We start from the raw sequence: 13,693 nt of genomic DNA, 5'->3' as shown, positions 1-13,693 counted from the left end.
GCATTTCGGCAGGGGTCGATGCAGCCTTGCTTTTCTTCACATGCGCGGGTCAGGCACGCCCAGACGCAGGTCGCATCGAAAGGGTAGCGGAGCGCGATGTCCCTCGAGCTGAACAAGATGGCCGCGGCGGTTCTCACTGCCGGCGTGGTTGCAATGTCCACCGGCTTCATTGCCAAGCTGCTGGTTCACCCGGCTTCGCTTGAAGAGAATGCCTATCCTATCGAAGTCAGTGACGCCGGAGGAGCGGCGCCTGCGGAAGCGGAGGAGCCGGGTCTCGAGCCCGTGTTGCCACTGCTTGCGGATGCTGACGTCGAAGCCGGCGAGGGGGCCTTCCGGGCCTGCGCCGCCTGTCACACTGTCGACGAGGGCGGCGCGCATCGCGTGGGTCCGAACCTCTGGGACATCGTGGGTGCGTCCCATGCGCATGCGGACGGCTTCAACTATTCCGACGCCATGGCGTCCCTGAGCGACGAGCCTTGGACCTATGAGGCACTGAACGCCTTCATCGAGAACCCCCGAGAGACCATTCCGGGCACGCGCATGAGCTATGGTGGCATGCGCAGCGTGGAAGACCGGGCGAATCTGATCGCTTATTTGCGCAGCCTGTCCAACGATCCGGCTCCGCTGCCCACTGAGGAAGAGATTCAGGAAGTGGTCGGCGAAGAGGAAGCCGAGCCTGCTGAGGCCGAAGGCGAAGGCCAGGCTGAGGCTGAAGGCGAGGAGCAGGCCGCAAGCGAGGAAGACGGCAGCGAGGCCGCCACTGAAGAAGCCGCCGGCGAAGAGGCCGCACCTGAGGAAGCCGAGGGTGAAGAGGCTGCAGCCGGTTCCGAGGAGGCTGGTGCCGAGGACACGGCAGCTGAAGGTGACAGCGAATTGGCGGCGGCAATCGGCGATGCCGATCCGGCCGATGGAGAGAGCCTGTTCCGTCGCTGTGCCTCCTGCCACACGGCGGATGAGGGTGGTCCGAACCGCGTCGGTCCCAATCTTTGGGATATCGTCGGCGCATCAGTGGCTCACCTCGACAGTTTCAACTACTCCGATGCCGCCCGGGAGATGGGTGCGGAGGGTGTCACCTGGACCTATGAGAACCTCGATGCCTTCTTGGAGGCTCCTCGTGACTGGATGCCGGGCACTCGGATGGTTTTCCCAGGCCTTCGCGATGCGGCCGACCGGGCAGCCATGATCGCCTTCTTGCGCAGCAAGAGCGATGATCCCGCGCCACTCGAGTAGTGGACGACGCCATGACGGTCATCGCCGATGACAGCAACGAGGCCTGCCCTGCAGGCCTCGTTTCTCTTGCAGAGAAGCTTGCGGATGTGGGGGGCGAGATCGCCCTGCGCTATTTCCGCAGCCCGCTGGACGTAGACACCAAAGCAGACGAAAGCCCTGTCACCCGCGCCGATCGGGAGGCTGAGGCGGCCATGCGGGCAATCCTCGCGGAGGAGGTGCCGGACCATGGCATCGTCGGGGAAGAGCATGGTGTCCAGGGCGCGGACTCCGACTATGTGTGGATCCTGGATCCCATCGACGGCACCAAGGCCTTCATCACCGGCAATCCGATTTTCGGCACGCTGGTTGCACTCACCTACCGTGGCCGCCCCCTGGCCGGGGTGATTTCCATGCCTGCGCTGAATGAGCGCTGGGTCGGCGCGCTCGGCCATCCCACGCGCCATCGAGACCCGCAGGGTGTGACATCGACGGTCCAGGTGCGTGCGTGCGACGATCTCGAGCAGGCGATCCTCCGCTGTACCTCGCCACAGATGTTTGCGGCGTCAGCCCGCGATGGCGCGGCCTTCTCGCGCCTGGCGTCCAGAGCCCGCCTCGCGCTGTTCGGCGGTGACTGCTTCTGCTACGCCCAGCTTGCCAGTGGCTGGGTCGACCTCGTGGTCGAGGGCGATCTTCAGCCATACGATTTCATGGCGCTTCTGCCCGTTGTGGAAGGCGCAGGCGGCGTCGTCTGTGACTGGCAGGGCCAGCCTTTGACTCTGAAGTCCGATGGGCGGGTGGTTTGTGCGGGAAACACTAGGCTGCGCGACGCGGCCTTGGCCTGCTTGCAGCAAGTTGCGTGAAGCCTGTCGCGCGCAAATCTTTCCAAAATATAATGTTGCGTTAAACCTTCGACTGTTGCGACGCCTGCCTTATGCCTTAGGTTAAGGCCGCAATTGGAAACCGGGGACTCCGGGGAGGTTTTGAGGTGTACTTGCGCGTCGCTGTCTTGGCGTTGGCTGTGGGAGCGGCTTGCGTGCCGCCCAGTCTGGCTCAGGACGCAGAGACGCCACCCCTGTCCCCACCGCCCGAACTGGCGGTGCAGCCGGCCCATGGGCTCGCCATGCACGGCGAGCCGAAGTACCCGCCGAGCTTCACGCACTTCGACTACACCAATCCCGATGCTCCCAAGGGCGGGCGAATCCGCCTTGCCGCCCAGGGAACTTTTGATTCCTTCAATCCATACATCGTGCGCGGCACCTCGTCCTCGGGCATGGGCTACATCTATGAGACCCTGATGGTCTCCAGTGCCGACGAACCCTTTACCATGTACGGGCTTCTGGCAGAGACCATGGAGGTTCCAGAGGACCGCTCCTGGGCGATCTTCAACCTGAACCCCGAGGCGCGCTGGCACGACGGGCAGCCGGTGACCGTGGAAGACGTGATCTTCTCGCACGAAATCCTCACCACCGAGGGGCACCCGATCTATCGCTACTACTACAGCAATATCGAAGCGATCGAGAAGCTCGGCAAAGGCCGGCTTCGCATGCTGTTCAGCGAGGGCGAGAACCTGGAGTTGCCGTTGATTGCCGGGCAGATGCCGATTTTGCCCAAACATTGGTGGGAGACGCGGGACTTCGCACGCTCGAGCCTCGATCCACCTTTGGGCAGCGGCCCCTATCGCGTGGCCGACTTCGAGGCCGGACGGCATGTAACACTGGAGCGGGTCGAGGACTATTGGGGCGCGGATCTGCCGGTCAATCGCGGCCAGTACAACTTCGATCGCATCCGCTACGACTACTACCTCGATGACACGGTGATCCGGGAAGCCCTGAAGGCGGGCCGGGTGGATCTACGCCAGGAGAACCAAGCCAAGGCCTGGGCGCTCGACTACAATGTACCAGCGGTGCGCGACGGCTGGTTGATCATGGAGGCGCTGGAGCACGAGCGGCCCACTGGCATGCAGGGCTTCGTCTTCAACACGCGCCGAGAGATCTTCAGCGATCCGCGAGTGCGCGAGGCGCTGGCCTATGCCTTCGACTTCGAATGGTCCAATCGCAATCTCTTTTTCAGTCTCTATGCGCGCACCGACAGCTACTTCTCCAACTCGGAACTGGCGTCCAGCGGCCTGCCGGAAGGCCGGGAACTCGAGATCCTGGAGCAGTACCGCGGAGAGGTGCCGGAAGAGGTCTTCACCGAGGTCTTCGAGCCGCCCTCCACCGACGGCAGCGGCTGGCCGCGCGAAAACCTGCGTGCTGCTTTCCGCTTGCTGGCGGAAGCAGGCTGGGAAGTGGACCCGGACACGCTGCTCCTCACCAACCAGGAGACCGGTGAGCCCATGCGCTTCGAGGTGCTGCTGGTCAGTCCGGCGATGGAGCGCATCGTGCTGCCGTTCCAGCGCAACTTGCGGCGCCTGGGCATCGAGGTCTCGGTGCGCCTGGTGGACAGCTCCCAGTACATCAATCGCTATCGCGCCTTCGACTTCGACATGATTATCAACGTCTGGGGGCAATCGAGTTCCCCCGGCAATGAGCAGCGGGAGTTCTGGTCGTCCGCAGCGGCGGAGATGCCGGGCAGCCGCAATCTCGCCGGCGTGCAGGACCCCGTCATCGACGAGCTGATCGAGCTGCTCATCGCCGCGCCCTCCCGCGAGGAGCTGGTTGCGCGTACCCGCGCGCTCGACCGCGTGTTGCTCTGGGGGCATTATGTCATTCCACAGTACCACTCGCGGGTGGATCGGCTTCTCTATTGGGACAAGTTTGCCCACCCTGACGTGATTCCCGACTCGGGGTTCGAACTTGATACCTGGTGGTACGACGAAGAGCGGGCCCGGCGTCTCGAGGCGCGTGAGCAGCTTGTCGAGGGGGAGGGGTGATGGCCGAAACGAGGCTGACGCCGGCAGGTAGGACGGGGTGGTCGGCTCGATGAGCGCCTACATCGTTCGTCGCCTCTTCCTCATGGTACCGACACTCTTCGGCATCATGCTGCTTAATTTCATGGTGCTGCAGTTCGTACCCGGAGGACCGGTGGAGCAGGTGCTGGCCCAGCTCACCGGCGAAGCCGGCTCGGCCATGGAGCGGGTGACCCGCGCCGGCGACGCGGATGTCAGCGTCGCTGCACCCAGGCGGGAAGGCCAAACCGGGAGCTATCGCGGGGCGCAGGGGCTCGACCCAGAGTTCATCGCTGAGCTGGAGCAGCAGTTCGGCTTCGACAAGCCAGCGCATGAGCGCTTCTTTTTGATGCTCGGCAACTATCTGGTCTTCGACTTCGGGGAGTCCTTCTTCCGCAACCGCAGCGTGGCGGAACTGGTGGTCGAGAAGCTCCCGGTATCCATCTCGCTGGGGCTCTGGACCGCGCTGATCACCTATCTGGTCTCGATCCCACTGGGCATTCGTAAGGCCGTGCGCGATGGCAGTTCCTTCGACATCTGGACCAGCGGCCTTGTCATCGTGGGCTTTGCGATCCCGAACTTCCTCTTCGCCATACTGCTGGTGGTGCTCTTCGCGGGAGGCGGCTATCTCGACTGGTTCCCGCTGCGCGGCCTGACCTCGGACGGCTGGGATGACTTCTCCCTGCCCATGAAAATTGCTGACTACCTGTGGCACATCACCCTGCCGGTGCTGGCCATGGTGATCTCCGGCTTTGCCGGACTGACCATGCTGACCAAAAATTCCTTTCTCGATCAGATACATCAGCAGTACGTTCTGACCGCGCGCGCGAAGGGGCTGACCGAGAACCGGGTGCTCTACGGCCATGTCTTCCGCAACGCGATGCTGATCGTGATCGCCGGCTTCCCCTCGGCCTTCATTGGCGTGCTGTTCACCGGCGTCCTGCTGATCGAGGTCATCTTCTCGCTCGACGGCCTGGGGCTGCTGGGCTTCGAGGCGGTGGTGAACCGCGACTATCCCATCGTCCTGGCGACGCTCTACTTCTTCACGCTGCTGGGGCTCTTCCTGAACCTCGTGGGTGATCTGCTTTACACGGTGATCGACCCGCGCATCGACTTTGAAACGCGGGAGGGCTGATGGCACGCTCACCGGCTGCCGCCCCGCCGCGGCATTGCTTTCTCGGGTTCTCGGTCTCGCCCATCACGGCACGGCGCCTGCGCAATTTCCGCGCCAATCGCCGAGGGTTCTGGTCGCTGTGGGTGTTTTTGGTCCTCTTCCTGCTCAGCCTCTTTGCCGAGTTCCTGGCCAACGACAAGCCGATCCTGGTGCGCTACGACGACGCCTTCTACATGCCGATCTTCCAGGCCCTGCCGGAAACCCACTTCGGCGGAGAGTTCCCCACGGAAACGGACTATCGTGACCCCTATGTGCGTGAATTGATCGCCGAAAAGGGTTGGATGATCTGGCCGCTGGTGGCCTACAACCACCGCACGGTGGCCTGGGATCTGGCTGAGCCGGCACCGACCCCACCGGATTCGGAGCACTGGCTGGGAACCGACGATCAGGCCCGCGACGTGGTTGCGCGCCTCATCTACGGCTTTCGCATCTCGGTCCTCTTCGGCCTGGCCTTGACGCTTTTCAGCTCCATTGTCGGCGTGGCGGCCGGCGCGGTGCAGGGCTATTTCGGCGGCTGGACCGACCTGCTGTTCCAGCGCTTCATCGAGATCTGGTCCGGGTTGCCGGTGCTCTACCTGCTGATCATCCTGGCCAGCGTGGTGGAACCGAACTTCTGGTGGCTGTTGGGGATTATGCTGGCTTTCTCCTGGATGGGGCTGGTGGGTGTCGTGCGCGCCGAGTTTCTCAAGGTGCGCAACTTCGACTATGTCCGCGCGGCCCGGGCGCTGGGTGTGGGCAACGGCACCATCATCTTCCGGCACGTGCTGCCGAACGCCATGGTGGCCACGCTGACCTTCATGCCCTTCGTGCTTACCGGCTCGATCACGACGCTGACGGCGCTGGACTTCCTGGGATTCGGCCTGCCGCCCGGTTCGGCCTCCCTCGGTGACCTACTGGCCCAGGGCAAGGCCAACCTGCAGGCGCCCTGGCTTGGGCTGACGGGCTTCTTCGTCCTGGCGGTGATGCTGAGCCTGCTGGTCTTCATCGGCGAGGCGGTGCGCGATGCCTTCGACCCGCGCAAGCTCTTCGCCGGAGCGGCACCGCCGCCGGAAAGCGCCGTGACCGACAGTTCCCGCCCAGCGGCGGCAGCGAAGGGAGCCGAGTGATGGCGGAAACCGGCACGACGCCGCTGCTCCAGGTGCACAACCTCGGGGTTCGCTTTCGGAGCGGAGGGGCGGTCAGCGAAGCAGTGAAGGGCGTCTCCTTCGACCTGAACCGGGGCGAGACGCTGGGCCTGGTGGGGGAAAGCGGCTCCGGCAAGTCGGTGACGGCTCTCTCGGTGCTGCAGCTTCTGCCCTATCCCCTGGCCGAGCACAGCCCCGGCAGCTCTATACGCTTTCAGGGGCAGGAACTGATCGGCATTGGCGACCGGCGCATGCGCAGTGTGCGCGGCAACGCGATCTCCATGATCTTTCAGGAGCCCATGACCTCGCTGAATCCCCTGCACACGGTGCAGAAACAGATCGGCGAGGTCCTGCTGCTCCACAAGGGCATGGACCGGGTGCAGACGCGGCGCCGGATTCTCGAACTGCTCGACCTCGTGGGCATCGGCGATGCCGAACGGCGCCTCAATGCCTATCCGCACGAACTCTCTGGCGGCCAGCGTCAGCGGGTGATGATCGCCATGGCCCTGGCCAACGAGCCGGACCTGCTGATCGCCGACGAGCCGACCACGGCCCTGGATGTTACGATCCAGGCACAGATCCTCAAGCTCCTCAAGGAGCTGCAGGAGCGCCTGGGCATGTCCATGCTGCTCATCACCCACGACCTGGGCATCGTGCGCAAGATGGCGCAGAACGTCTGCGTGATGACCCAGGGGGAGATCGTCGAGCAGGGAGCGGTGGAGGAGATCTTCCAACGCCCACAGCACCCGTACACCCAGCGCCTTCTGGCTGCTGAGCCCAAGGGGCGCCCGCCGGCGCGAGATGCCTCTGCGCCGGTGGTCATGGAGGGGCGCGACGTCAAAGTCCACTTCCCCATCCGCAAGGGGCTGCTCAAGCGCGCGGTGGACCACGTCAAGGCGGTGGATGGCATCGATCTCACCGTGCGCGAGGGGCACACCGTCGGCGTGGTCGGGGAATCGGGCTCGGGCAAGACCACCCTGGGCATGGCCCTGCTGCGCCTGACCGCCAGCCAGGGCTCGGTGGTCTATCTCGGTCGCGATATCCAGGGATGGAAAGCAAAGCAAATCAGGCCGTTGCGCCGTGAAATGCAGGTGGTTTTTCAGGATCCCTACGGCTCGCTTTCGCCGCGGCTGTCCATAGCCGAGATCGTGGGCGAGGGGCTGAAGGTGCACGACAGCGGAAGCGCGGCAGAGCGCGATGCCCGCATTGTCGAGGCGCTGGAAGAGGTGGGACTGGATCCGGACAGCCGTCACCGCTACCCGCACGAGTTCTCCGGCGGTCAGCGGCAGCGCATCGCTATTGCGCGCGCCATGGTGCTGAAGCCGCGATTTGTGGTGCTCGACGAGCCGACGTCGGCGCTCGACATGTCGGTGCAGGCGCAGATCGTCGACCTGCTGCGCGGCCTGCAGTCCCGGCACCGCCTGGCCTATCTCTTCATCAGCCACGACCTGAGGGTGGTGCGCGCGCTTGCCGATGAGGTTCTGGTCATGCGCAATGGCCGCGTGGTGGAGCAGGGGCCGGCGGACCGGATCTTCGACGCGCCGCGTGAGGCTTACACCCGCGCACTGATGCGCGCCGCCTTTGAACTGGAAACCAGCGACGCCGTCTGAGCGAACTTACCTTCCAGATGGGCTTGCCGCCGCTGGGCTACGTCACCTCCGGCTCGTGGCGAACGGGGAAGTTGACCGAGCGGGCGATGAAGCAGCGGGCGTGCGCCTCCGCGTGGAGCGCCAGGGCCTTCTCCTGCGCCGCCATGTCCGAGCCCGATGCCAGGGTCACCCGCGGCCGCAGCGTCACCTCGACGAAACGCCCACCGCCATCGGATTCCAGAACCATGCGGCCCTCGGCCGGGTCCTCGTAGGCCATCACCACCACACCGGCCTCGGCGCAGAGGTGCAGGTACCAGAGCAGGTGGCAGGCCGAGAGCGCGACCAGCAACAGATCCTCGGGGTTGTGCCGGCTCGCGTCGCCTCGAAAGGCCGGGTCGGCCGAGCCGAGCAGCGGCGGTTTGCCGGCGATGCGCACCTCATGCTCGCGCCCGTAGGCACGGTAGTTCGCGGTGCCGGCGCCGCGGTTCCCGGTCCAGACAATCTCCGCGACATAGCGATGCTGGCTCACGGGTGTGGCTCCTTTGCTTGCGCTGGCCCGAGGGTTGGTAGGGGCGCCCGATTTGGGCAAGGGCCGCTCCGCTTGGAAGGGCGCGACCATCGCGGACGCCAAGCGGGTTGCTGCCCTACTTCCAGATCGGCTTGCCGCCGCCGGGCAGGCCGAGGTCGTTCCAGATTCCGGAGACGCGGTCGACGACCTCCTGGTCCATGCGCAGCACGTGGCCCCACTCGCGCTTGGTCTCCGGCGGCCACTTGTCGGTGGCGTCGAGGCCGATCTTGGAACCCAGGCCGGACTCCGGGCTGGCGAAGTCCAGGTAATCGATGGGGGTGTTCTCCAGCAGCGTGACGTCGCGGGCCGGGTCCATTTTAGTGGAGACGGCCCACCAGACGTCCTTCCAGTCGCGGGCGTTCACGTCGTCGTCCACCACGATCACCCACTTGGTGTACATGAACTGCCGGAGGTAGGACCAGGCGCCCAACATCACGCGCTTGGCGTGGCCAGGATAGGCCTTCCTCATGGAAATCACGGCAATGCGATAGCTGCAGCCTTCCGGCGGAAGCCAAAAGTCCACGATCTCCGGGAACTGCTGCTGCAGCAGCGGGATGAAGACCTCGTTCAGCGCCTCCCCCAGCACCGAGGGTTCGTCGGGCGGACGGCCGGTGAAGGTGGAGAGATAGATGGGGTCGCGCCGGCGGGTGATGGCGGTGATGGTGAAGACCGGGAAGGGCTCCACCGAGTTGTAGTAGCCGGTGTGATCGCCGTAGGGCCCTTCGTCGCCATAGTCCTCCAGGCTGACGTGGCCTTCCAGCACGATTTCGGCTTCGGCCGGCACCTTGAGCGGCACGGTCTTGCAGTCCACCAGGTCCACCTTGCGCCCGCGCAGGAGGCCGGCGAACTGGTATTCAGAGAGCGTGTCGGGCACCGGCGTGACGGCGGCAAGAATGGTGCCGGGGTCGGCGCCGAGCACGACGGCAGCCGGCAAGGGCTCGCGCTTCTCCGCCTTCCAGCGCTGGTGGTGCTGGGCGCCGCCGCGATGCTTCAGCCAGCGCATCAGGGTCTTGTTCTTCCCCAGCTTCTGCATGCGGTAGATGCCGAGGTTGAAATCGTCCTCGCGGCGCTTGCCCGGCCCCTTAGTCACGACCAGCGGCCAAGTGATCAGCGGCGCCGGCTCGCCGGGCCAGCAGGTCTGGATCGGCAGATCGTCAAGATCGATCTCCTCGCCCTGAAGCACGACCTCCTGGCAGGGGCCACGCGAGACAGTGCGGGGCTTCATGGCCATGACCGTCTTCAGCAGCGGCAGCAGGTCGACCGCTTCGCGGAAGCCGCCGGGCGGCTCCGGCTGGCGCAGGAAAGCCAGGGTCTCGCCCACTTCGCGCAGTTGATGCGGCTCCCGGTCCATGCCCCAAGCCACCCGTTCCACCGTGCCGAAGAGGTTGACCAGCACCGGCATGGCGTAGTCGCTGCCCTCGGGCTTCACAACCTTCTCGAACAGCACGGCAGGACCGCCTTCAGCGAGCAGCCGGGTTTGGATCTCGGTCATCTCCAGCACCGGCGAAACGGGATGGGTTACCCGCACCAGCCGGCCGTTTTGTTCCAGGCGTTCGATGAAGTCGCGCAGGCTGCGATAGGGCATGGCAGCGGGCTCCTGCAGTGGCGAGGCACGCCTTCAATGGCACCGCCGGCACCGGAAGAAAAGCAGAAGCTGGCTCAGCGCCATTGTCCAGCCGGGGTCAGGCCTCCTCGTCGGTTTCCTGCCACGACTGCAGGATTTCCACGAGAGTCGCAACATTTCCCGCCGGGAAGGGGTGCTGTTCCTTGAGCAGCGCCTCGTCGCTGCTGACCCAGGCCCAAGCCTCCTGGAGTTCGCCTTCCTGAGCGCCAGTGGCCACGAGTTCCGCCGCAAACTCGTCATCGACCGGGCCCAGGACCCGGTGAATCGCTTCGCGCGTCAGCATGGCTTGCGCCTCAGTGCAATGTGGGGCTCATCGGAAAGGTCCAGCTTTCATCGCGCGCTGCGTTGCCGGTCTCGGCCAGCAAAACTGAGACCTCAGTGCCTTCTCGGCTTTGTGGATACGGCAGGGCCATCGAGGCTTTCCCCAGCGCACGCAGCAACACGCGGTGGGCCGCTTCAGCGACTTCAACCCGCGAAGGAGGACGGCGCTTTGGACTGCGAACCGGCTGTGCCAGGCAGAGGTTGTGCAGTATGGTAAAGACCCATGCGCGCATTTCCCGCTCTGAGCGGTGCTGCCGCACACGGGTCAGTGCACGGATGATGCACTCCTCGACCAATTCCTCCGCGGTGCCTAGGTCGAGGCAGCGCGCCAGGGCATAGTCCAGGAGGTCCGGGATCTGAGCGACGATTCCCGCGTAGGGCGGGCGGGGAAGAGCGAATGAAGCCATGACAACACTCCCTGGTTGAACCAAGGATGCAGCGTCTCCCGGATCCGAAAAAGAACTTGAAGGCCTCCGGGTGACGCCCTCTCCCATACAGCATTGTCGGGCAAAGCTTCCGCCTGGTGCAAGCCAAACCGACAACTTGTCATGGGTCGCTCACAAACATCTTAAGTCAGCACAATTTGGAGCACGATTTTTCCTTGATCTGGGCGTTGAGGGTTCTAGCTCTTGCCCTAGGTCTGCGGCACTTCTCTGCTTTTCACCACATGGGAGATCGTTGTGCGCCCGGAAACCCGGCTGTTTCTTTCTCGTTGGCTGGCCAAGCCCACCCAGGTGGCTTCGCTTTATCCCAGCTCGCCGAAGCTTTCGGCCCAAATTGCTGCCAAGGCCCTGCGCACATCTCAGGAGACAGTGCTCTATCTGGGCGCTGGCACGGGTGCTGTGGGAACCGCGATGGTGCAGGCGGGCTTGCCAGAAGCGCAGCTCGCCATGGTCGAACTGGACGCGACCCTGTGCGAACATCTACGCAGCGCATTTCCCCGGGCTTTGGTGGTCCAAGGTGATGCGCTCAATCCGGCGACCTTACTGCCGCCGGAATGGGCCGGGCAGATCACAACCTGTGTGTCCGGATTGCCGATCGTCCACTATGGCGTGGAGAAGCAGAGGCGCTTTGTGGAGCAGGTCTTCGGCTTGATGGCCGAACCGCGGTTGGTGCAGTACGGCAATCTTCCGCGCCCGCCCATCGCTCACCGCCAAGTGGGAGTGTCAGCGAACCGGTTGGGCTTCGGCTGGAGTGGCGTTGTGCCGCACTTCATCTGGGAGTTTCGGCCCAACGCCTGACGCTGCGCGAGTGCGCGAGTGCGCGATTGTGCGTTGCTCAGTCCTGTCGGCCATGCATGAACCAGGCGGTGGCGATGGCCGCCACGCCCAAGACCAGCAGTCCGGTCACGGCGGGATGACGTTGCGCCAAGTCCCCGGCTTCGCGTCCGAGTTCGCCCGTGCGCCGTCCGGCGCGGCGCAGGCGTCGCCGCACCTCACCATCCTCGTTGCCCAATTCCTCAAGGCTACGAGCGGCCTCGTTTACCTGCTTTTGTAGTTCACGGATCCGTTTGTGAAGATTGTCGTTCATGCTCGCTACTCCTCTGGGCGGTCAAGGCGCCCTGAAACCCACCGATCCATCGGCAGCGGCAGGGTTCGGGGCCGGCCTATCATAGATATAGGCAAGTTTACGGCAGGAGGAAGCCGGGGTTTTGCCCCTGCTCCCACCTGACCGAATTGCGCACCATTCAAGTGCTCGTGCTTCGGATTGAATGCGACGGGCCCTACAAGCTGTGGCGCTCGATCTCCATGAACTCATCGTGGTGATACACCTGGAGCAGCAAGAGCAGGCGGCTGCGTGCACGACTCACGCGGCTTTTGATGGTGCCCAGGGCGCAACCGCACTGCTTGGCGGCTTCCTCGTAGCTCAATCCCGTTCCGCTTACCAAAAGCAGCGCCTCCTTCTGATCGTTGGGCAACTGCGCCAAGGCGTTGTTCATTGCCCGCGCCTTGATCGACCACTCCTGTGGCGCCTCGACCCAAGGCATGTCCTCTACCTCTCTCGAGAGCACAGTCCCTTCACGGTGGCGTTTGCGGTAGTTGGTGTAGAAGACGTTGCGTTCGATCCGGAACAGCCAGGCTTTCATGTTCGTTCCCGGCCGAAACTGATGGAGGCTGGACAGCGCGCGAAGCAGCGTTTCCTGCACCAAATCGTCAGCTTCGCTGGCATTGCGGGTAAGCGAGCGGGCGAAGGCGCGCAAAGATGGCATCAGTGAGATGATCAGTTCGCGCTCTGGCAGGCCGCTCGTGGCCGAGTTACGGGGCGTATCGAAAGGTTGCTTGTAAGACGCGTGTGGACTTCTCCTATCTACAGTTCTGTTGTGGGAATATTGAGGGGCAGTTGCTGTACACATGTTCATCCCGCTCTCCCATTCGTCTTTTAGGCGACGTCTACTAGATAAGACGCTTGTACGACGGGAAAAGTTCCGCAAGGTGCAATTATGGTACGAAAGGGCGCAGTTTTCTCACAGGTTGTAGGGTGATTACGTCCGTGAGTGCTTGTTTCACGGGAACAGGTCCCTAAATCCACGGCCAAAGCGGCGCCGCCGTTTTGCCCAACCACCGAGGATCGCCTGCATGCACGACGCGGAAGAAGCGCAGACTTTGGAAGAGGTTGTTCGGCGTATCAGCGCGGCCGGAGCTGGTGAGCGCGTCTCTGTCGCCGAGATCATGCAATCCGTTGGTCAGCGCAGCTTCGGGCCGCTTCTGCTGGTGCCAGGACTGCTGCTTGTATCACCTTTGAGCGGCGTTCCCGGCTCGGGCACCGTCGGCGGTCTGATCATCGGCATCATCAGCGTGCATTTGGTTCTCGGGCGCAGACGTATCTGGTTGCCTAGCTTCCTGCTGTCGCGGGCGGTGCCGCGGGCGCGGCTGACGGACGCGCTGCGCTTTCTCACACCCGCTATTCGGGTGGTCGACCGCTTGATAAACAGGCGCTTCAGCTTTCTCACCGAAGGAGCGTTTGCTCGTTTGATCGGCGTGATCTGTTTGACCATCGCCTGTTTCATGCCGCCCATGGAACTCATTCCCATGAGCAACTCGGCTATGGCAGCTACGGTGAGTCTTTTTGCCTTGGCGCTGGTTGCGCACGACGGACTGCTGGCGACCCTGGCCTTCCTGGCCACCGGTGCCGTCGGCTATCTGGTTCTACAAACGTTTTTGTTCTAGCGCTGATCGACTCAAATCGGGCTGGCGAAG

14 protein-coding genes are annotated in these 13,693 nt (G+C 63.9%); 8 read left to right on the top strand and 6 right to left on the bottom strand.

Annotated elements, in window-relative coordinates:
• The first annotated feature begins 96 nt into the window (after positions 1 to 96).
• From P2G67_RS04655 to P2G67_RS04630, 6 genes are all read left to right on the top strand, one after another.
• Positions 97 to 1,230: a c-type cytochrome gene (locus tag P2G67_RS04655; RefSeq protein WP_275820517.1), complete on the top strand. Its 1,134-nt coding sequence runs from the start codon at positions 97 to 99 to the stop codon at positions 1,228 to 1,230.
• An 11-nt stretch (positions 1,231 to 1,241) separates the two neighbouring features.
• Complete coding sequence (gene hisN, locus P2G67_RS04650; protein WP_275820515.1) at positions 1,242 to 2,069, top strand: histidinol-phosphatase; 828 nt, start codon at positions 1,242 to 1,244, stop codon at positions 2,067 to 2,069.
• Between the two features lie 125 nt (positions 2,070 to 2,194).
• Entirely contained in the window at positions 2,195 to 4,081 is a 1,887-nt protein-coding gene (locus P2G67_RS04645; RefSeq protein WP_275820512.1) for an extracellular solute-binding protein, read from the top strand.
• Positions 4,082 to 4,130: 49 nt separating this feature from the next.
• Positions 4,131 to 5,231 carry a microcin C ABC transporter permease YejB gene (locus P2G67_RS04640; protein ID WP_275820510.1) on the top strand — a complete coding sequence of 367 codons (1,101 nt, stop codon included), beginning with the start codon at positions 4,131 to 4,133 and terminating at the stop codon, positions 5,229 to 5,231.
• The gene (locus P2G67_RS04635) at positions 5,231 to 6,376 is read left to right on the top strand and encodes an ABC transporter permease (protein ID WP_275820508.1); all 1,146 of its coding nucleotides are present in this window, start codon (positions 5,231 to 5,233) and stop codon (positions 6,374 to 6,376) included. Before P2G67_RS04640 ends, P2G67_RS04635 begins: the two co-directional genes overlap by 1 nt.
• A complete protein-coding gene (locus P2G67_RS04630) occupies positions 6,376 to 8,004 on the top strand; it encodes an ABC transporter ATP-binding protein (RefSeq protein ID WP_275820506.1) in 1,629 nt (542 codons plus the stop codon). The genes P2G67_RS04635 and P2G67_RS04630 overlap by 1 nt, the downstream gene beginning before the upstream one ends.
• 37 nt (positions 8,005 to 8,041) lie before the next feature.
• Here P2G67_RS04630 and P2G67_RS04625 read toward each other — a convergent pair whose 3' ends face one another.
• The 4 genes from P2G67_RS04625 to P2G67_RS04610 form a co-directional block, all read right to left on the bottom strand.
• Positions 8,042 to 8,512 carry an OsmC family protein gene (locus P2G67_RS04625; protein WP_275820504.1) on the bottom strand — a complete coding sequence of 157 codons (471 nt, stop codon included), beginning with the start codon at positions 8,510 to 8,512 and terminating at the stop codon, positions 8,042 to 8,044.
• Positions 8,513 to 8,627: 115 nt separating this feature from the next.
• Entirely contained in the window at positions 8,628 to 10,136 is a 1,509-nt protein-coding gene (locus P2G67_RS04620) for a UbiD family decarboxylase (protein WP_275820502.1), read from the bottom strand.
• Positions 10,137 to 10,233: 97 nt separating this feature from the next.
• A complete protein-coding gene (locus P2G67_RS04615; RefSeq protein ID WP_275820500.1) occupies positions 10,234 to 10,458 on the bottom strand; it encodes a hypothetical protein in 225 nt (74 codons plus the stop codon).
• Positions 10,459 to 10,468: 10 nt separating this feature from the next.
• Positions 10,469 to 10,903, bottom strand: a complete 435-nt coding sequence (locus tag P2G67_RS04610) for a sigma factor (protein WP_275820498.1) — start codon at positions 10,901 to 10,903, stop codon at positions 10,469 to 10,471.
• A gap of 273 nt (positions 10,904 to 11,176) precedes the next feature.
• On the opposite strand from P2G67_RS04610, the gene P2G67_RS04605 reads away from it, so the two are divergent.
• On the top strand, positions 11,177 to 11,737 hold the full coding sequence (locus P2G67_RS04605) for a class I SAM-dependent methyltransferase (RefSeq protein ID WP_275820496.1): 561 nt from the start codon (positions 11,177 to 11,179) through the stop codon (positions 11,735 to 11,737).
• Positions 11,738 to 11,774: 37 nt separating this feature from the next.
• Here P2G67_RS04605 and P2G67_RS04600 read toward each other — a convergent pair whose 3' ends face one another.
• Positions 11,775 to 12,026, bottom strand: a complete 252-nt coding sequence (locus tag P2G67_RS04600) for a hypothetical protein (RefSeq protein WP_275820494.1) — start codon at positions 12,024 to 12,026, stop codon at positions 11,775 to 11,777.
• Between the two features lie 193 nt (positions 12,027 to 12,219).
• Positions 12,220 to 12,705 (bottom strand): sigma-70 family RNA polymerase sigma factor, encoded by a 486-nt coding sequence (locus P2G67_RS04595; RefSeq protein ID WP_437124246.1) that lies wholly within the window; start codon positions 12,703 to 12,705, stop codon positions 12,220 to 12,222.
• 367 nt (positions 12,706 to 13,072) lie between these two features.
• Here P2G67_RS04595 and P2G67_RS04590 point away from each other — a divergent pair, with 367 nt between their 5' ends.
• Entirely contained in the window at positions 13,073 to 13,663 is a 591-nt protein-coding gene (locus tag P2G67_RS04590; protein ID WP_275820491.1) for an exopolysaccharide biosynthesis protein, read from the top strand.
• Positions 13,664 to 13,693 lie beyond the last annotated feature (30 nt).

The sequence above is a fragment of the Aquibaculum arenosum genome (assembly GCF_029222965.1).
Classification (GTDB): Bacteria; Pseudomonadota; Alphaproteobacteria; order Kiloniellales; family DSM-21159; genus Aquibaculum; species Aquibaculum arenosum.
Note: the sequence above shows the minus strand (reverse complement) of the source record. Positions and strands in the feature narration are given on the sequence as shown.

Coding starts and splice junctions, on each gene's coding strand:
- hisN (WP_275820515.1), top strand. CDS start 1,242: ATGACGGTCATCGCCGATGACAGCAACGAGGCCTGCCCTGCAGGCCTC.
- P2G67_RS04595 (WP_437124246.1), bottom strand. CDS start 12,705: ATGCCATCTTTGCGCGCCTTCGCCCGCTCGCTTACCCGCAATGCCAGC.
- P2G67_RS04640 (WP_275820510.1), top strand. CDS start 4,131: ATGAGCGCCTACATCGTTCGTCGCCTCTTCCTCATGGTACCGACACTC.
- P2G67_RS04615 (WP_275820500.1), bottom strand. CDS start 10,458: ATGCTGACGCGCGAAGCGATTCACCGGGTCCTGGGCCCGGTCGATGAC.
- P2G67_RS04610 (WP_275820498.1), bottom strand. CDS start 10,903: ATGGCTTCATTCGCTCTTCCCCGCCCGCCCTACGCGGGAATCGTCGCT.
- P2G67_RS04635 (WP_275820508.1), top strand. CDS start 5,231: ATGGCACGCTCACCGGCTGCCGCCCCGCCGCGGCATTGCTTTCTCGGG.
- P2G67_RS04630 (WP_275820506.1), top strand. CDS start 6,376: ATGGCGGAAACCGGCACGACGCCGCTGCTCCAGGTGCACAACCTCGGG.
- P2G67_RS04655 (WP_275820517.1), top strand. CDS start 97: ATGTCCCTCGAGCTGAACAAGATGGCCGCGGCGGTTCTCACTGCCGGC.
- P2G67_RS04620 (WP_275820502.1), bottom strand. CDS start 10,136: ATGCCCTATCGCAGCCTGCGCGACTTCATCGAACGCCTGGAACAAAAC.
- P2G67_RS04590 (WP_275820491.1), top strand. CDS start 13,073: ATGCACGACGCGGAAGAAGCGCAGACTTTGGAAGAGGTTGTTCGGCGT.
- P2G67_RS04600 (WP_275820494.1), bottom strand. CDS start 12,026: ATGAACGACAATCTTCACAAACGGATCCGTGAACTACAAAAGCAGGTA.